Here is a 17,137-nt window from a genome sequence, read left to right as displayed (position 1 = left end):
GTAAGCGTGTGCGGGCCTCAACAGGACATACCTGATGACACAACGTAAAGGCATCATTCTGGCGGGCGGCTCCGGCACGCGCCTGTATCCGATCACCAAGGGCGTCAGCAAGCAGCTGTTGCCGGTGTACGACAAGCCGATGATCTACTACCCGCTGAGCGTGCTGATGCTTGCGGGTATCCGCGACATCCTGATCATCAACACGCCGCACGAGCAGGCGCTGTTCCAGACGCTGCTGGGCGATGGTTCCCAGTGGGGCGTCAATATCCAGTATGCCGTGCAGCCCAGCCCCGATGGTCTGGCGCAGGCCTATCTGATCGGCCGCGAGTTCGTCGACGGCAAGCCGAGTTGCCTGGTGTTGGGCGACAATATCTTCCATGGGCATGGCCTGACCGATACCTTGCGCCGCGCCGATGCGCGTGAGCAGGGTGCAACCGTCTTCGGTTACTGGGTCAACGACCCGGAGCGCTACGGCGTTGCCGAATTCGATCAGCAAGGCAAGGTCATCGATATTGCCGAAAAGCCGGAAAAGCCCCGTTCCAACTACGCCGTCACCGGCTTGTATTTCTATGACGGCAAGGCCAGCGACTACGCGGCTGCGTTGAAGCCTTCGCCGCGCGGCGAGCTGGAGATCACCGATCTCAATCGCTGCTATCTCGATGCCGGCAATCTGCACCTGGAGCCGTTGGGGCGTGGGTATGCATGGCTGGATACCGGCACGCATCAGTCATTGCACGAAGCGGCCAATTTCATCGAGACCATCCAGATGCGCCAGGGCCTGCAGGTGTGCTGCCCGGAAGAAATCGCATTTGGTCAGGGCTGGATCGATGCCGAGCAGCTGGAGCGTCTGGCGGCGCCGTTGTTGAAGAATGACTACGGCAAATATCTGACTGCATTGGCCAAGCGCGGGGTTGTCCATTGAAAGTGATCGAAACGACGTTGCCCGGCTGCGTCGTCATCGAGCCTGCGGTCTTTGGCGATGCGCGCGGTTATTTCTTCGAAACATGGAATGCAGAGCGCTTCGGGCAGCACGGCCTGCCGACAAGCTTTGTACAAAGCAACGTCTCCACGTCCGCCAGGGGCGTGCTGCGTGGTCTGCATTACCAGTGGCCCCGGCCACAGGGCAAGCTGGTGAGCGTGCTCGAAGGCGAGGTGTATGACGTCGCGGTGGATATCCGTGCCGGGTCACCCCACTTCGGGCGTTGGACTGCCGTTTTGCTCAGTGCGGAAAACCGCCGCCAGGTCTGGATACCTGAAGGCTTCGCGCATGGTTTTGCCGTGCTTTCAGAAAAAGCATTGTTCAGCTATCTGTGCACCGACATTTACGTCAAGGAGGCAGATGCTGGCGTGCGCTGGAACGATGCGGCGATCGGGATCGATTGGCCGATCAGCGATCCAGTGCTGTCCGCCAAGGATGCCAAAGCGCCGTTTCTGAATGAGGTGCCAGTCGATCGACTGCCGGTGTACATGCCGTGACCACGGTGTTGTTTGGTGCCAATGGGCAGGTCGGGACGGAACTGCTGCGCGCACTGGCAGCCGATGACGCAATATGTGCAACGACGCGCAGCGGCCGGTTGGCCGATGGAAGTGCGTGCGAGACGGCGGATTTCGACGCGCCGGAAATGCTGGCCGCTTTGTTGGACCGGGTCGGCCCGTCGCGCGTGGTCAATGCGGCCGCCTACACGGCGGTGGATCGTGCCGAACATGAGCGAGACAGCGCCATGCGCGCAAATGCCATCTCGCCCGGCGTCATCGCCGCATGGTGTGCATCCCGCAACGTTCCGCTGGTGCACTACTCGACCGACTACGTCTTCGACGGTCGAGGTCACGCACCGTATCCGGAAGACGCGCCGACCTCGCCACTGGGCGTCTACGGTGAGACCAAGCTTGCTGGCGAGGAGGCCATCCGTGCTTCGGGCACGCAGCATCTGATTCTGCGCACGGCATGGGTGTACGCCTCGCGCGGCGCAAATTTCCTGCGCACCATGTTGCGTGTGGGTGCCGAGCGCGATGAGCTGCGGGTGGTGGCCGATCAGGTCGGAACGCCGACACCCGCCGCCCTGATTGCCGATGTCACTGCGCAGTTGCTGCGCCAACGCACCCCCGACACGTCGGGTACCTGGCACCTCACGGCGGCAGGGCAGACCAGCTGGCATGGTTTTGCCGAGGCGATCTTCCAGCAAGCCGTCAGCACAGGCCTGTTGTCGCGCGCACCGCGCGTGGTGCCGATCACGACCGCCGACTATCCGACGCCCGCAAAGCGGCCGGCGTACTCGCGGCTGTCGATCGACAAACTGCAGCGCGATTTCGACATCGTGTTGCCGGACTGGCAGCTCGGCCTGCAGCGCGTGATTGCCGAAATCGCCGCTGCCAGAGAGTAAATCCGCAACTCTGGTCGGTGGCGATAGGTCCGCTGATCGATACGAGCCGCAAAAACAAACAGCCGGGAATCCCCGGCTGTTTGCTGATACGTCGGAAGGGCCTGCAAGCGACCGATCAGGCGCGCCCGTAGGTATCTTCGAAACGCACGATGTCGTCTTCGCCCAGGTAGCTGCCGGACTGCACTTCGATCAGCTCCAATGGCAACTTGCCCGGATTGCGCAGGCGATGGGTCACGCCCAGTGGGATGTAGGTACTCTGGTTTTCGGTCAGCAGCAGCACCTCGTCGCCACGGGTGACTTCGGCGGTTCCGCTCACCACGATCCAGTGTTCGGCGCGATGGTGATGCATCTGCAGGCTCAGCACCGCACCGGGTTTGACGGTGATGCGCTTGACCTGGTGGCGCTGGCCCATGTCGATCGAATCGTAGGCGCCCCACGGCCGATAGACCTTGCGATGCCAGGTGGCCTCTGAACGGCCAGCCGTCTTGATCTGGCCGACCACATCCTTGACCTCCTGGATGCGATCGCGATGACCGACCAGCACGGCGTCCGGCGTCTCGACGACGACGACGTCTTCCAGGCCGACCATGGCGATCAGGCGCGAGCCATACGCATAGGTGTTCTTGCAGTCCAGCTGGATGACATCGCCGTGGTGTGCATTACCCTGGCCGTCCTGTTCGGAGACGTCCAGCAGCGACGACCACGACCCGACATCGTTCCAGCCGGCATCCAGCGGCACCACCACTGCATCGGCGGTCTTTTCCATCACCGCATAGTCGATCGAATCCGATGGGCTGGAGGCGAACGCGTCCTTGTCCAGACGGGTGAAGTCGGCGTCGCGCTTGCCGCCTTCCCACGCCTTCTGGCACGCATCGGCGATGGCGGGCTGGAACTTGCGCAGTTCTTCCAGATAGCGCGAGGCGCGGAACAGGAACATGCCGCTGTTCCAGTAATACTCGCCGCTGGCCAGATAGCCTTGCGCGGTGGCCAGGTCGGGCTTTTCGACGAAGCGCTCGACTGCGGTGGCGCCGGTGCCGGCACCGGCCTTGATGTAGCCGTAGCCGGTTTCGGGCGCGGTGGGCTTGATGCCGAAGGTGACCAGCTTGCCCTGCGCTGCGGCAGCTGCCGCGACGGTCACGGCAGCCTGGAAGGCGGCCTCGTCACGAATCACGTGATCCGACGGCAATACCAGCAACAGCGGATCGTCGCCATTGCGGGTGGCTTCCAGGGCGGCTACAGCAATCGCCGGAGCGGTGTTACGGCCCTTGGGCTCGAGCAGGATGGCAGACGGCTTGACGCCCAACTGCTGCAATTGCTCGGCGGCCATGAAGCGGTGTTCTTCGTTGGCCACCACGATGGGGGCATGTGCCGCCACCGGAGCGGAACGCAGCCAGGTGGCCTGCAGCATGCTGTGCTCGCCGACCAGCGGCAGGAACTGCTTGGGATAGGATTCGCGCGACAACGGCCACAGGCGCGTGCCGGAACCGCCGGACAGGATGATCGGAAGGACGTCGCTCATGAGCGGGGGAAACTCCAGTGCGTCAAAGTGGGGGAAGATGTTAAATCAGCCGCGCAGCAGGTTGGAAATTTCCTGCGTGCGCGTTTCCAGCAGGGCGGCGTCGCCGCGCGTTTCCACGTTCAGGCGCAGCAGCGGCTCGGTGTTGGAGCTGCGCAGGTTGAAACGCCATTGGCCGAAGTCGGCACTGATGCCATCGGTGTAGTCCAGTTCCGGCGACTGATCGCCGTAGTGATCCATCACGCGGGCAACCGCTGCCTTGGCATCGTCCACCTTGAAGTTGATCTCGCCGCTGCAGGGGAATTTCTGCATGCGCGCCTCGACCAGATCCGCCAGCGAACGACCCGACTGCGACACCAGCTCGGCGATCAACAACCACGGGATCATGCCGGAGTCGGCATAGGCGAACTCGCGGAAATAGTGGTGCGCGCTCATCTCGCCGCCATACACGGCGTTTTCGCTGCGCATCTTTTCCTTGATGAAGGCATGGCCGCTCTTGCACAGCACCGGGATGCCGCCGGCGTCCTCGACCATCTCGACGGTGTTCCAGGTCAGGCGCGGGTCGTGCACGACCTTGCCACCCGGCTGCTTGGCCAGGATCGCCTGGGCCAGCAGGCCGACCAGGTAATAGCCTTCGATGAAGCGGCCGGTGTGGTCGAAGAAGAAGCAGCGATCGAAGTCGCCGTCCCAGGCGATACCAAAGTCGGCGCCGTGTTCCTTGACCGCCCTGGCGGTGGCGTCGCGGTTCTCCGGCAGCAGCGGGTTGGGGATGCCGTTGGGAAAGTTGCCATCGGGTTCGTGGAAGACGCGGATGAACTCGAACGGCAGCTGCGGTGCAAGCAGGTCGACGATCAGGCCGGCGCCACCGTTGCCGGCGTTGACCACCAGCTTGAGCGGCTTGAGCGTGCTGCGGTCCACGTAGCTGAGCAGATGCTCAAGATAGGCGGTCTTGTCGGTGCGGCTCTGCTCGCTTGCGGTTGGCTCGCCGGGTGCGGCGGTATCGGCAGCGACGGTGTCGCGGATCGCGAACAGGCCGGTATCGGAGCTGATCGGTCGCGCCTGCTCGCGGACCAGCTTCATGCCGTTGTAGTCCATCGGGTTATGGCTGGCGGTGACCATCACGCCGCCGGCCGCCTTGAGGTAATCGGTCTGGAAATAGACCTCCTCGGTGCCGCACAGGCCAATGTCGATCACTTCGCGGCCGCTGGCGCGCAGGCCGGCCGAGAGCGCCTCCTGCAGGCCAGGGCTGGCCAGGCGCACGTCGTGGCCCAGGACCACGGGCCCTTGCTCCAGCTGCGCCGCCAATGCCACGCCGATGCGGCGCGCCAAGTCCTCGTTGAGTTCATCCGGCACGCGGCCGCGGATGTCGTAGGCCTTGAAGGCGGGTAGCGTCATGGGCAATTCCTGGGATGGGGGAATTCCGAGTTTAGCGGCTGTGCCGTGTCTTGGGTGTGGCGGAATTGCGATCGGGGACAGGGAACAGTCAGCGGCTAGAATGGCCGCTTCACATCAGCGAGGCGAGGGCGGTGATGAGCAATGGTGGACGTGGTGCGGCAAGCGGCAAACGCTATGCCGATGCCGGGGCGGCGCTGGATGGGGTGCTGGCCGATGGCCAGACCCTGGCGGTCGGCGGCTTTGGGCTGTGTGGAATCCCGGAAGCGCTGATCGCGGCAGTGCGCGCGAGCGGGGTCGGCGGATTGACCGTGATCTCCAACAACGCAGGCGTCGATGGATTCGGGCTGGGTCAATTATTGGCCACCCGGCAGATCCGCAAGATGATTTCGTCCTACGTGGGCGAGAACAAGGAATTCGAGCGGCAGTACCTGGCCGGCGAACTGGAGCTGGAGTTCAACCCGCAAGGCACGCTGGCCGAACGCCTGCGCGCGGGCGGTGCGGGGATTCCCGCGTTCTATACCGCAACCGGCTACGGCACCATCGTCGCCCAGGGCAAGGAAACCCGGCAATTCGACGGCAAGCAGTACGTGATGGAAACCGCACTGCAGGCCGACGTCGCGCTGGTCAAGGCCTGGCGTGCGGATACGGCCGGCAATCTGGTGTTCCGCAAGACTGCGCGCAACTTCAACCCGGCCTGCGCCATGGCCGGTCGCGTCTGCGTCGCCGAGGTCGAGGAGATCGTGGAGGTGGGTGCGATCGATCCGGACCAGGTGCATCTGCCCGGCATCTATGTCGACCGGCTGGTGCTCAACGCCACCCCGGAAAAACGCATCGAGCAGCGCACCGTGCGCGAAGGACAGCACTGATGGCCTGGACCAGAGACCAGATGGCCGCACGTGCGGCGCGTGAATTGACCGATGGTGCCTACGTCAACCTGGGTATCGGTCTGCCGACGCTGGTGGCCAACCACATTCCTGATGGCGTGGACGTGTGGCTGCAATCGGAGAACGGCCTGCTCGGCATCGGTCCGTTTCCCAGCGAGGACGAGGTGGATGCGGACCTGATCAACGCCGGCAAGCAGACAGTGACCGCGCGTGCCGGGGCCAGTTATTTCGGTAGCCACGACTCGTTTGCGATGATCCGCGGCGGGCACATCGATCTGGCGATTCTCGGTGCGATGCAGGTGACCGAGCGCGGCGACCTGGCCAACTGGATGGTGCCCGGCAAGATGGTCAAGGGCATGGGCGGCGCGATGGACCTGGTGGCCGGCGTCAAGCGCGTTGTCGTGCTGATGGAACATGTCGCCAAGGACGGCAGCCACAAGATCCTGCGCGAATGCGACCTGCCATTGACCGGCGTCGGCGTGGTCGATCGCATCATCACAGACCTGGCGGTATTCGACGTCACCGATCGCGGGCTGGTGCTGGTGGAGGCGGCCGAAGGAGTGGCGCTGGAGGAATTGCGCCAGAAGACCGGTGTGACAATTCTGACGCTTTAATCGTGAGGCAAGGCCGGACGGCCGCCAGGTCATCCGGCCCGCACCACGCCGCGTCCGGTGAAACGGTCGTCCAGTTGCAGATCCGCCAGCCACGGCGCCTGCCAGCGTCCGGAACCGATGCATTGCAGCGGGATCTGGACCGAGGTTCGGTCAAAGTCCAGCAGGTAGCTTTGGTCCTGTGCAACCTGGCAGACGTCTGCAATGAACGCCAACGCACCTTCGTGCACCTGCGCGATCGTCGCCCATTGCGCTGTCGACAGTTCCGGATGGGCGTAGACCGCAGTCGGAACGTCGTTGCTGGCTGTGAAGCAGGAAAATTGCGGCGAAGGAGCGGTGAGCAGTGTTTCCAAAAGCAGGTCGTGGCGCAGGATCGCTGACTGCTCCGGGTCGCTCTCGGTACGGCCATCGAAATAGCGAGCGGCTGCCCAGCTCTGCGCAGTAATCTTTGTGGCGCGCCCGTTCAATGCAAAATAAGCGCCACCCAGCGGCTGTCCGGTCAATCTTGTGAGGTTGGCCTGGATGGTGCCGGAATAACCTATATCGGCCACCATGGCGGTGCCGTCGCCTGCAATCGCTCTCCAGTAATGCAGGTAAGCCGTCCTTTCAGTTTCGGCAAGCGCCAGCAGTTCGTTGATCGCCGGGGCAATCAGTTCCAGCAGCTCGGCATGCATCTCCGGCAGGTAGACATCGCGTTGCATGACCGGGCGGCCCAGGCGACGTTCCAGAACATGTGCTGCAGCCTCTCCCAAGCGCGCCTGTACCAGGTTACCCAGTGTTCCGGTGTAGGTGCTGTCCAGCAGCAGTGCAAGATCGTCCGGCGCATGCAGTGAGGGGGTTCCGGTTCCCCGCCGCGACGCCAGCAGATACTTGCCATGCAGCTGCTGCAGTGCAGGGGATGTCTGCCTCACCAGCTGGAACCCCTGCTCCAGCAGGTGGCCTTCCCGGCTCAGGAACAAGATCGTTTCGATATTGCGTTGCGTCGCCGTGCGGATCAGCCAGGCGAGATAATCGAAGATCAGCGGACCGATCACCACATAGCCAAGACAGGCCGGTGAAAGAACCGGCAAGGGCATCAACGTGTCCGGGTGCCGGTCGGCAAGATCGGCGAACCGATTGGCCAGCAGGCCAAGCCACAACTGGTCCTGCCACCGGGTTGCCGCCCCCGAAGCGGCTCTCAGCGGGCGCAATGCAGGAATCACCTCCAGCAGTGCGGATGGCCGAAGCACATGCACCGGTGTCAACAGCTTGTGCATCTGTGGACGCTGGACATCTGCATGTTCGTTGTCGCCGACATGCAGCCACTGGGAGGCATCGATTTTCTCGAGGGCCGGCAGCTCCCTCCAGACATTGTCGGCATCCTTGCGCCAGCCCGTCTCGCAGGACACATACCAGGCAGCCGGCAGTGCGCTGACTTCTGGTGGCAGGACCTGCTGCAGCAATGCGCTATCCAGATACATGTCCGAAAGCGCAACCAGGCGGATGCCACGTTGCTTTAGTTGCGTCGCTGCTGCGATCACGCCCTGGCGTGGTCGCAGCAGCCGGGCTTCCAGGGCCACTTCCAGTGCCTGGAGGGCGCTGGTCGGAAGTCCCTTCGCATCGGGCAGGCCAGCCAGTGTGGCGTAGATGCTCGATAGATCGACATCGGCGCCACGTTGATGGCGCGCTTTTGACTCGGCAAGTTCGCGTAGTTCGAGAAAATTTCCGATCCCGAATTGGCGTGCTATCAGGTGGGCAAGAAAGGCGCGGGCACCGGCCGGAAACAGGAACGGCCTCACCACCAAGGTGTCGAAGATATCCAGCGACACCAGTCGAGCCTGCAGGGACGACAGTGTCAATCGTGTGGCGATCGGCGTCTCGAGCGACGCCTGCCAGTTGCGTCCACCCTCGTCGCTGAGTGACAGCGTCCCGTCTTGCGGCAGGATGCCGATGCGATACCGCTGATGGCGCACCACAGCGACGAACAAGCGTTCCACTGCGTGGTGCAGGGTGCCGTCGATCTGCCCGTGCTCTTCGGGGAAGTCCTTGAGTTCCAGATTCAGTGCGTACAACGGCCGCAGTGCATCCACCTTCGCCCAGAACATCGATCCGGCAGGAAAATCGATGTACTCCGGGGGGCTGATGTCGAATCCAAGTCGCTGGGCAAGTGTGCGACAGACGCTGAAATTGCTGAGCCAGGTATGCGCCCACAGCAGCACCCGCTCGTAACTTTCGGGATAAAGCATGCCGAGCCGCGGCTCGGCCTGAAACATCCCCAGTTGCCAGGCGATACGCTCCGGGCTCCCCATCAGGGATGACACCAGGTAGCGACGCCACTCGCCTTGTTCGCTGCCGGTATACAGCGATTTTTTCGTATGCAGATGGCCGACAACATCCAATGCCAGGATCTGCTCGCGAAACGTCACCAAGAGCGGTGCGATGTCACGGCCGCGATTGGGCACGACGCGTATCTCGAGCTTCTCGACCTGCGGCAGCTTTGAAAAGCGCTCGCGCGCCTGAGCTGCGGCTGTGTCATCCATCACCGATACCAGCAGGTCATAACCCGCCGGCATGTGCTGGAGCGACTGCGCGAATTCGTCGATCAGGTCGGGATAGAAGACGTGCAGCATCACGCCAATCTTGAGCTGCAGCTGCGACAGGGGAGCAGGCGCGGGGAATGGGTGTTGGTCAGGCAGGCGATGAACCGCCGGGCGTGCGCGCCCGGCTAGCTGTAACCGCCCCACCAGGCCACGAATTCCCAAGGCGCGTATCAGCTTGAGTGCCCGTATTGCGACTGCGGTTGCGCCGGAGAAACCGCCGCCATGGAGTTCTACCGAGCGACGCGCCGCAGCCATGAGTTTGGAAAGACTGCCGGTCACGCGGTACGGCACTGGCTACTCACAGATTCTGGTAGTTCGGGCCCGAACCACCCTCCGGGGTGACCCAGGTGATGATCTCGTACGGGTCCTTGATGTCGCAGGTCTTGCAGTGCACGCAGTTGGCGGCGTTGATCTGCAGGCGCTTGCCGGAGGGGCTGCCGGTGTCTGCGACCATTTCGTAGACGTTGGCCGGGCAGAAGCGGGTGCAGGGGTTGTCGTACTCCTGTACGCAGCGGGTGGCGCAGACGTCGGTGTCGAGCACCTTCAGATGCACGGGCTGGTCTTCGTCGTGCTCGGTGGCAGCGAAGTAGACCGCCTGCAGGCGGTCGCGCGGGGCGAGCTCGCGCGTGCCGTAGTCGCGGTTGGGTTGCTCGTAATCGCCGATCTTGTGCAATGCCGACCAGTCGGGTTTGTTCTTCAGCGTCCATGGCGAGGCGCCCTTGAGCGCGGTTTCCCAGGCGGCATTGAGCAGGCCTAACCACAGGCCCTTCTTGAAACCGGGCTTGATGTTGCGCACCTGCTTCAACTCGGCCATCGCATCGGACGCGCGCAGTTTCGCGTCGAAGCCTTGCGGCGCCAGCTGCGATTGCACCAGATGTTCGGCGGCCAGCATGCCGCTGCGGATCGCCTGATGGGTGCCCTTGATCTTGGGCACGTTGAGCAGGCCGGCGGTGTCGCCGATCAGCAGGGCACCGGGCATTTCCACCTTCGGCAGCGACTGCCAGCCGCCGGTGACGATGGCGCGCGCGCCGGCCGAGAGGATGCTGCCGCCTTCCAGCAATGGCTTGATCAGCGCGTGGTTCTTCCATTGCTGGAAGGCTTCCCACGGCTGGTACTTCGGGTCGCTGTAGTCCAGCCCGCTCACGTAACCGAGCGCGATCTGGTTGTTGTCCAGGTGATACAGGAAGCTGCCGCCGTAGGTGCGGTTGTCGGCCGGCCAGCCCAGTGTGTGCACGATCTTGCCGGGACTGACGCGCCCCTCCGGTACCTGCCACAGCTCCTTGATGCCGATCGAATAGCCCTGCGGGTCGGCATCGGCGGTGAGGTCGAAGCGGTTGAGCAGGCGCTTGGTCAGATGCCCGCGCGCGCCTTCGGCCAGCACGGTGACCTTGGCACGGATATCGATGCCGGCGGTGTAACCGGGCTTGTGCGAACCGTCCTTGGCCACGCCCATGTCGCCGATACGCACGCCGATGACCTGGCCGTTGTCGTCGTGCAGGGTTTCGGCGGCGGCAAAGCCGGGGTAGATCTCCACACCCAGCGCTTCGGCCTGCGGCGCCAGCCAGGCGCACATTGCGCCCAGGCTGACGATGAAATTGCCGTGGTTGCGCATGCCCGGCGGCACCACCGGGAACTTGCGCGCGCTGTCCTTGCCGAGAAACCAGAATTCGTCGTCGGTGGCAGCCACGCAGATCGGCGGCGGGTTGTCGCGCCAGCCCGGCAGCAAGGCATCCAGCGGGCCCGGCTCGATCACCGCGCCGGACAGGATATGCGCACCGATGGTGCTGGATTTTTCGATCACACAGACGCTGATGGCCGGATCGAGCTGCTTGAGCCGGATCGCAAAGGCCAGCCCTGCCGGACCGGCGCCGACGGTGACGACGTCGTACTCCATCACGTCGCGCTCGACCGTCTCTGGCGCATTTGCGCCGACTCCTGCTTCCGACATTGCTCCGCTCCCGTTGGCTCGATGGCTGCCGCGCATTTTCCGGGATTCGATGTGACGGCGGCAAATCGGATCGATTCATCCGCGCCGCGCAGCCTCCACTCAGCGGGCGCGTGCTAGCGTTTGATGGATGAAGATTCGGGTGGCATTGCCGCAAGCGGAGATCGCCTGGTGTCGCGGCTGGTTGCCGCGCGCGCAGGCCGATGCGCTGCTGCAGGCGCTGCTGACGCAGGTGCAGTGGGAGGTGCATCGCATCCGCATGTTCGGGCGGACGGTGGATTCGCCGCGTCTGAGCAGCTGGATGGGCGATGCGGACGCCAGCTATCGCTACTCGGGCACGCAGTTCGCGCCGCAGCCGTGGCTGGAGGTATTGCAGCCTCTACGCACGCGCCTGCTGGCCGAGACCGGGGCGCCGTTCAACAGCGTGCTGGCCAACCGTTACCGCAGCGGCAACGATGCGATGGGCTGGCATAGCGACGACGAGCCGGAGTTGGGGGCGCGACCATTGATCGCCTCGGTAAGCCTGGGCGCGACGCGGCGCTTTGCATTCAAGCATCGCGACGATGCTGCGTTGAAGCAGACGCTGGAATTGGGGCACGGCGATCTGCTGCTGATGGCAGGCGAGACCCAGCGCCACTACAAGCATGCATTGCCGCGCACCACAAAGCCCATCGGCGAGCGCATCAATCTGACCTTTCGCCAGATTGCGCCGCGTGCTCCCCAACGCTAGTTCGGCTGTCGCGGTGACAGCGGACGCGGCAGGATCTGGCTGTCCTGCTGGCCGGTGACCAAGGTCCAGCCGACCAGTTCGGTGGTGACCTGCGTCATCGCCTGTTCGAATGCTGCTGCCACCGCAGCCGTGTCGGTGCCGCTGGACGGGCGTGCGACCAGGAAGGTGCGCGAAGCCACCACGCGCTGATCGGCGGCGTGCAGCAGTTTGGCATTGAGTTCGATGGTGGCCGAGGGCAGCGACTGGCCGGCGTAGTCGGACTCGAAGCGGCGCAGGTCGATCGCCAGCTTGTAGTCGGAGCGGATGCCGGTGCCGATACGGGCGACGGCGGCGATCTTGCCGGAGTCCTCGAACGCGCGGACCACGCTGTCTTCCAGCATGTCGGTGGCCGGCTGCGCCCAGCCTGCGCCGTGATAGACCTGCAACTCGCCCGGGGTCGGGCGCACGTTGATGCGCGGGCTGTCGATCACCCGCGCGGCGCTGGGCTTGGACACCGACAGCTGCCAGCTCACCTGCGGCCAGGACGGGTTCGGCGCGATCCGCACATTAGGTGCGTAAATGGTGGCCGGCTTCTTGTCGCCGCCGGTCAACACCGAGCAGCCGCCCAGCGCCAGCAACGAGACGCACAACATGGGACGCAACAGGCGCATGGCAGTCATTTCGGTTCGAACTCCTTGGGTGCGTCGCGGCCGAGCAGGTAGCGCGCAGGGTTGTTGTCCAGTTTGTCGCTGACCCGGCGCAGGTCGCGGATCAGGCCGCGCAATTCGGTCAGCGTGGGCCCGAGCTGGCCCAGTCCGTCGTTGGCAAAACTATTGATGGCCGCGCGGTTCTCGCCAAGGATGTTGTCGGCGTTGCCGGCGGCCGAATCCAGCTTGACCAGGGTGGCATCGAGCTTTTCCAGGATGCCCGGCAGCTGCTGCACCAGGTTCTGGTCCAGCCGCTTGATGGTGCCATTGGTGGTGGTCAGGGTGGTGTCCAGATTGCGTGCGGCATCGCGCGCGCTGACGATCAGCGCCTGCATGCCTTCGTCGCGGTCGGCGATGCCACCACTGATCTTTTCCAGGTTCTGCAAGGTGGCGGTGATGCTGGCCACGTTCTTGTCCGAGAGCATCTGGTCCATGCGCTCGACGATGCGGTTGGCGGTGTCGGTGATGTTCTGCAGCGCCGACGGCGTGGTCTGGATGATCGGCGCATCGCTCTTGTCGATGGTGGTCAGCGACGGGGCCTCGGGCGTGCCGCCGGAGAGCTGGATGATCGACGGGCCGGTCAGGCTGGTGATGGCCAGCTTGGCGCGGGTATCGCTCTTGATCGGCGTGGTGGAGTTCACCCGCACGTGCGCGACCACCTGGCGCGGGTCGTTTGGTGCCAGCGTCAGCTCGGTGATCGAGCCGACCGCGATGCCGTTGTATTGCACCGGGCTGCCGACCGACAGGCCGGTCACCGCCTCGCGGAACACCACCCGGTATTGCTGCCAGGTACGGTCGGAGGAGTATTTTGCGGCCCATAGCCCGAACAGCAGCAGGGCCAGGCCCGCCACGATGGTGAAGGCGCCGATCAGGACGTAATTGGCTTTGGTTTCCATGCTCAGGCGGTCTCGGTGGAGTCGGTCTTGGCCGCGCGCGCGGCGCGGGCGCGCGGACCGTGGAAATATTCCTGGATCCAGGGGTGGTCGATCTGCTCGACTTCGGCCAGCGGCGCGTTGGCGATCACCTTGCGATCGGCCAGCACCGCGATGCGGTCGCAGATGGCGTACAGCGTATCCAGGTCATGCGTGATCAGGAACACGGTCAGGCCCAGCGCCTGTTGCAGGGTGCGGATCAACCGGTCGAAGGCGGCCGCGCCGATCGGGTCCAGCCCGGCGGTGGGCTCGTCCAGAAACAGCAGCGGCGGATCCAGCGCCAGCGCCCGCGCCAGGCCGGCGCGCTTGCGCATGCCGCCGGACAATTGCGAGGGCAGCTTGTCCAGCGCATCGGCCGGCAGGCCGGCCAGCTTGATCTTCAGCAGCGCCAGCTCGAAATACCAGCGCTCGGGAAACTCGCCGTGATGTTCCTTCAGCGGGACCTGCACGTTTTCGCCGACGGTCATCGACGAGAACAGCGCGCCGTCCTGAAACAGCACCCCGGTATTGCGGGTGATGTGCTGGCGGTCGGCGAAACGGCCCGAGCGTGCGTCCGCACCCAACACCTGGATGCTGCCGGCGTCGGGCTCGCGCAGGCCCAGGATGCTGCGCATCAGCACCGACTTGCCGGTGCCCGAGCCGCCGACCACGCCCAGGATCTCGCCGCGACGCACGTCCAGATCCAGGTCCTCATGCACGACCTGGCTGCCGAAGCGATTGGTCAGCCCGCGCACCGAAATCGCCAGCTGGTCGTCGTCGGCGTCGGTCTCTGTGCCGGGATTGGGGATTTGGGATTCGGGATTGGTCACAGCACAGTTCTCCCGAGTGTCAGGGCGCCAGCTGCGCTCCTGCCTTGCACCAATCCCGAATCCCGCATGTCGAATCCCGGTCTCATCACCACCCCATCTTCATGAACCACAGCGCGGCGACCGCGTCGAGGATGATGACCAAGGAAATCGTCTGCACCACCGAGGAGGTGGTGCGTTCGCCAACCGACTGCGCGGTGCCGCTGACCTTCAGGCCTTCCAGGCAGCCGATCAGGCCGATCACCAGCGCAAACAGCGGCGCCTTGGATAGGCCGACCAGGAAATGCCGCAGCTGGATGGTGTCGTGCATGCGCGCCAGGTACATCTGTGGCGGGATATCCAGATCGAATGCGCCCACGGTGACGCCACCGGCCAGGCCGGCGATCATCGCGATGAAGGTCAGCAGCGGCAGGGTGAAGATCAGCGCAAGCAGGCGCGGAATCACCAGCAGGTCGATCGGGTCCAGGCCCAGGGTGCGGATCGCGTCCACTTCCTCGCGCGATTTCATCGCACCGATCTGCGCGGTAAACGCACTGGCGGTGCGCCCGGCCAGCACGATGGCGGTCAGCAGCACCGCGAACTCGCGCAGGAAGGCGATCGACACCAGCTCCACCACGTAAATCTCCGCGCCGAAGTCGCGCAGGATGGTCGAGCCCAGGAACGCGATCACCGCGCCGACCAGATACGACAGCAGCACCACCAGTGGCACCGCATCCAGGCCGACCTGCTCCATGTGGTGCACGGTGGAGGTCAGGCGGAAGCGCCGCGGCTCGTGGATCAGCCGCGCAATCTTGACCAGGTTCTCGCCCAGAAAGCTGTTCAGCTCCAGAATGCCCTGGCCGACGCCGTGGGTGGTGCGGCCCAGACGGTCCAGCGCGGCGACGAAGCCGTAGTCGCGTTTGGGCTTGGGGCGTTCGTCGTTGAGTTCCTCGATGGTGCACACCAGCGCCTGGTGCTCATCGCGGAAGTCGATCGCGTCTTCCTTCAGGCCCATGCGGCTGGCGAAGCGCAGCAGCTGCAGCACCCCGGCCGAGTCCAGTTGCCCGATGCCGCGCGCGTCGATGCGCCGGATCCCTTCGGGCACGGCCTGCAGCAGCTCGGCCTGGGGCAACGCGGTCGCCAGGACCCAACTGCCAGCAAGGCGGACCTGTGCGTGATCCTGCGAGTCTTGTTCGATGCGTGGAGGTTGCGCTTTGATCATGGGTGGCCTGTCCGTGGCGCCAGCATACCGCGCCCGGCGTGAGCGAATGATGGGGACGCTTCGCCGCTGCGGTCCCGGCACAGACAATCGGCGCGCCGGCCAGGTGCGCTGCGGCATACACTGACGGTCTCGCCAGACGGCGTTTCTCCGATCCGACCCGCCACGCATGTCCGCTGCCACCGTCGTCCAACCGTCCGCCAGCGCCACCTATGCCCAGCGCGTCGCCTTTGTTTCGGAAATCGCCGGACGCCTGCATTCCTACGGCACCACGGCGCAGCGCCTGGAGGCCGCCGTGGTCGGGCTGTCGCACAAGCTGGGCTTGGACTGCGAGCCCTGGTCCAATCCCACCGGGATCATTTTGAGCTTCAGCGACCCGACCAAGGCCATCGGCTCCAGCGACATCACCCGGGTGATCCGGCTGGCTCCGGGCGAGAACGACCTTTACAAGCTCAGCGTGGCCGATTACGTGGCCGACGGCGTGGCCAACGGGCGCATGAGCATCGCGCAGGGCCACACCGCGCTGCGGCGGCTGGACCGCGAGGTCGATCGGCGCGGCAAGACCATGCAGGTGCTGGCATTCGGGCTGGCCGCCGCCGGCGTGGCAGGGCTGTGGAAACTGCCCTGGCTGGACATCGCCACCGCCGGCGCGATCGGCATGTCGATCGGCCTGCTGACCCAATACACCGACAGGCGGCCGGCGACCAAGGAAGCCGGCGAGGCGCTGGCCGGCCTGCTGGCCGGGGTGGTGGCCGCCGTGGTGGCGTCGCTGGTCGGGCCACTGAACCTCAACACGGTGATCATCGCCTCGCTGGTGGTGCTGCTGCCCGGCATGTCGTTGACCAATGCCTTCAACGAGCTGGCCAGCCAGCACTGGGTCTCGGGCACGGCGCGTCTGGCCGGTGCGGTGACCACGGTGCTCAAGCTCACCGTCGGTGCAGTGATCGCGGTGACGCTGACCCAGGTGCTCGGCCTGCATCCGCAGGTGGCCGCATTGCGCCCGCAGGCCGGCTGGGTGGAATGGGCCTCGCTGCTGGTGGCCGCTTATGCGTTTGCGGTGTTGTTCAAGGCCAATCGACGTGATTATTTATGGATCATGGCGGCGGCCATGTCCGGGTATGTCATCGCGCGTTATGCCGGGCACGCCTGGGGCGGTCCGGCCGGTGTCTTTGCATCGGCCATGGCATTGACCGCCGCCGGTAATCTGTTCGGGCGGGTGATACAAAAACCCGGGGCATTGATCCGTTTGCCCGGCATCATCATGCTGGTTCCGGGCAGTGTCAGCCTGCGCGGCTTTCTGACCCTGATACAGCAACAGGATGTCAGTGTGGGGCAGGCCGCGCTATTGGCGGTGACCAATATCGTGATGGCCTTGATGGCCGGATTGCTGTTCGGCAATCTGTTGATTCCGGCCCGCAAGAATTTATGACCGGCAGAAAACGCGCAATAAAAAACGCCGGCACTGCCGGCGTTT

Annotated in this window: 15 protein-coding genes; 7 read left to right on the top strand and 8 right to left on the bottom strand. The window is 64.5% G+C overall.

Annotation, left to right across the window (positions count from 1 at the left end):
• The first annotated feature begins 34 nt into the window (after positions 1-34).
• Genes rfbA through rfbD form a run of 3 tightly spaced genes read left to right on the top strand, consistent with a single transcriptional unit; the run spans position 35 to position 2,381 of the window.
• Positions 35-922 carry a glucose-1-phosphate thymidylyltransferase RfbA gene (gene rfbA, locus DGN21_RS16630; RefSeq protein WP_024938348.1) on the top strand — a complete coding sequence of 296 codons (888 nt, stop codon included), beginning with the start codon at positions 35-37 and terminating at the stop codon, positions 920-922.
• On the top strand, positions 919-1,476 hold the full coding sequence (gene rfbC / locus DGN21_RS16625) for a dTDP-4-dehydrorhamnose 3,5-epimerase (protein WP_024938347.1): 558 nt from the start codon (positions 919-921) through the stop codon (positions 1,474-1,476). The genes rfbA and rfbC overlap by 4 nt, the downstream gene beginning before the upstream one ends.
• Complete coding sequence (rfbD, locus tag DGN21_RS16620; protein ID WP_126966631.1) at positions 1,473-2,381, top strand: dTDP-4-dehydrorhamnose reductase; 909 nt, start codon at positions 1,473-1,475, stop codon at positions 2,379-2,381. The genes rfbC and rfbD overlap by 4 nt, the downstream gene beginning before the upstream one ends.
• Positions 2,382-2,496: 115 nt before the next feature.
• Here rfbD and DGN21_RS16615 read toward each other — a convergent pair whose 3' ends face one another.
• Positions 2,497-3,900, bottom strand: coding sequence for a mannose-1-phosphate guanylyltransferase/mannose-6-phosphate isomerase (locus tag DGN21_RS16615; RefSeq protein ID WP_024938345.1), 1,404 nt, complete (start codon positions 3,898-3,900; stop codon positions 2,497-2,499).
• A gap of 45 nt (positions 3,901-3,945) precedes the next feature.
• Positions 3,946-5,292: a phosphomannomutase/phosphoglucomutase gene (locus tag DGN21_RS16610; protein ID WP_024938344.1), complete on the bottom strand. Its 1,347-nt coding sequence runs from the start codon at positions 5,290-5,292 to the stop codon at positions 3,946-3,948.
• Between the two features lie 134 nt (positions 5,293-5,426).
• Here DGN21_RS16610 and DGN21_RS16605 point away from each other — a divergent pair, with 134 nt between their 5' ends.
• Positions 5,427-6,158 carry a CoA transferase subunit A gene (locus DGN21_RS16605; protein ID WP_065032865.1) on the top strand — a complete coding sequence of 244 codons (732 nt, stop codon included), beginning with the start codon at positions 5,427-5,429 and terminating at the stop codon, positions 6,156-6,158.
• The gene (locus tag DGN21_RS16600) at positions 6,158-6,790 is read left to right on the top strand and encodes a CoA transferase subunit B (RefSeq protein ID WP_126966632.1); all 633 of its coding nucleotides are present in this window, start codon (positions 6,158-6,160) and stop codon (positions 6,788-6,790) included. The genes DGN21_RS16605 and DGN21_RS16600 overlap by 1 nt, the downstream gene beginning before the upstream one ends.
• A 29-nt stretch (positions 6,791-6,819) precedes the next feature.
• Here the strand turns inward: DGN21_RS16600 and DGN21_RS16595 are convergent, their stop codons facing one another.
• Both DGN21_RS16595 and DGN21_RS16590 read right to left on the bottom strand, forming a co-directional pair.
• The gene (locus DGN21_RS16595; RefSeq protein WP_252374715.1) at positions 6,820-9,555 is read right to left on the bottom strand and encodes a rhamnan synthesis F family protein; all 2,736 of its coding nucleotides are present in this window, start codon (positions 9,553-9,555) and stop codon (positions 6,820-6,822) included.
• Positions 9,556-9,664: 109 nt separating this feature from the next.
• Complete coding sequence (locus DGN21_RS16590; protein WP_126966633.1) at positions 9,665-11,314, bottom strand: electron transfer flavoprotein-ubiquinone oxidoreductase; 1,650 nt, start codon at positions 11,312-11,314, stop codon at positions 9,665-9,667.
• Between the two features lie 127 nt (positions 11,315-11,441).
• On the opposite strand from DGN21_RS16590, the gene DGN21_RS16585 reads away from it, so the two are divergent.
• Positions 11,442-12,041 carry an alpha-ketoglutarate-dependent dioxygenase AlkB gene (locus DGN21_RS16585; RefSeq protein WP_126966634.1) on the top strand — a complete coding sequence of 200 codons (600 nt, stop codon included), beginning with the start codon at positions 11,442-11,444 and terminating at the stop codon, positions 12,039-12,041.
• Here DGN21_RS16585 and DGN21_RS16580 read toward each other — a convergent pair.
• From DGN21_RS16580 to DGN21_RS16565, 4 genes are all read right to left on the bottom strand, one after another.
• The gene (locus tag DGN21_RS16580) at positions 12,038-12,700 is read right to left on the bottom strand and encodes an ABC-type transport auxiliary lipoprotein family protein (RefSeq protein ID WP_126966635.1); all 663 of its coding nucleotides are present in this window, start codon (positions 12,698-12,700) and stop codon (positions 12,038-12,040) included. The two genes, DGN21_RS16585 and DGN21_RS16580, sit on opposite strands and share 4 nt — an antisense overlap.
• Entirely contained in the window at positions 12,697-13,623 is a 927-nt protein-coding gene (locus tag DGN21_RS16575) for an MlaD family protein (protein WP_011035876.1), read from the bottom strand. The genes DGN21_RS16580 and DGN21_RS16575 overlap by 4 nt, the downstream gene beginning before the upstream one ends.
• Positions 13,624-13,625: 2 nt before the next feature.
• A complete protein-coding gene (locus DGN21_RS16570) occupies positions 13,626-14,468 on the bottom strand; it encodes an ABC transporter ATP-binding protein (protein WP_054592900.1) in 843 nt (280 codons plus the stop codon).
• 85 nt (positions 14,469-14,553) lie between these two features.
• Positions 14,554-15,666 (bottom strand): ABC transporter permease, encoded by a 1,113-nt coding sequence (locus DGN21_RS16565; RefSeq protein ID WP_046344362.1) that lies wholly within the window; start codon positions 15,664-15,666, stop codon positions 14,554-14,556.
• A gap of 166 nt (positions 15,667-15,832) precedes the next feature.
• Here DGN21_RS16565 and DGN21_RS16560 point away from each other — a divergent pair, with 166 nt between their 5' ends.
• Positions 15,833-17,092 carry a threonine/serine exporter family protein gene (locus DGN21_RS16560; RefSeq protein ID WP_024938335.1) on the top strand — a complete coding sequence of 420 codons (1,260 nt, stop codon included), beginning with the start codon at positions 15,833-15,835 and terminating at the stop codon, positions 17,090-17,092.
• The last annotated feature ends 45 nt before the right edge of the window (positions 17,093-17,137 follow it).

Source organism: Xanthomonas sp. MLO165, from assembly GCF_018831305.1.
In the GTDB taxonomy this organism is placed as follows: domain Bacteria; phylum Pseudomonadota; class Gammaproteobacteria; order Xanthomonadales; family Xanthomonadaceae; genus Xanthomonas; species Xanthomonas arboricola.
The sequence above is the reverse complement of the archived record's forward strand: the minus strand, read 5'-3'. Positions and strand labels throughout refer to the sequence as shown.

Coding starts and splice junctions, on each gene's coding strand:
- rfbA (WP_024938348.1), top strand. CDS start 35: ATGACACAACGTAAAGGCATCATTCTGGCGGGCGGCTCCGGCACGCGC.
- DGN21_RS16615 (WP_024938345.1), bottom strand. CDS start 3,900: ATGAGCGACGTCCTTCCGATCATCCTGTCCGGCGGTTCCGGCACGCGC.
- DGN21_RS16605 (WP_065032865.1), top strand. CDS start 5,427: ATGAGCAATGGTGGACGTGGTGCGGCAAGCGGCAAACGCTATGCCGAT.
- DGN21_RS16585 (WP_126966634.1), top strand. CDS start 11,442: ATGAAGATTCGGGTGGCATTGCCGCAAGCGGAGATCGCCTGGTGTCGC.
- DGN21_RS16575 (WP_011035876.1), bottom strand. CDS start 13,623: ATGGAAACCAAAGCCAATTACGTCCTGATCGGCGCCTTCACCATCGTG.
- DGN21_RS16600 (WP_126966632.1), top strand. CDS start 6,158: ATGGCCTGGACCAGAGACCAGATGGCCGCACGTGCGGCGCGTGAATTG.
- DGN21_RS16590 (WP_126966633.1), bottom strand. CDS start 11,314: ATGTCGGAAGCAGGAGTCGGCGCAAATGCGCCAGAGACGGTCGAGCGC.
- DGN21_RS16560 (WP_024938335.1), top strand. CDS start 15,833: ATGTCCGCTGCCACCGTCGTCCAACCGTCCGCCAGCGCCACCTATGCC.
- DGN21_RS16565 (WP_046344362.1), bottom strand. CDS start 15,666: ATGATCAAAGCGCAACCTCCACGCATCGAACAAGACTCGCAGGATCAC.
- DGN21_RS16610 (WP_024938344.1), bottom strand. CDS start 5,292: ATGACGCTACCCGCCTTCAAGGCCTACGACATCCGCGGCCGCGTGCCG.
- DGN21_RS16580 (WP_126966635.1), bottom strand. CDS start 12,700: ATGACTGCCATGCGCCTGTTGCGTCCCATGTTGTGCGTCTCGTTGCTG.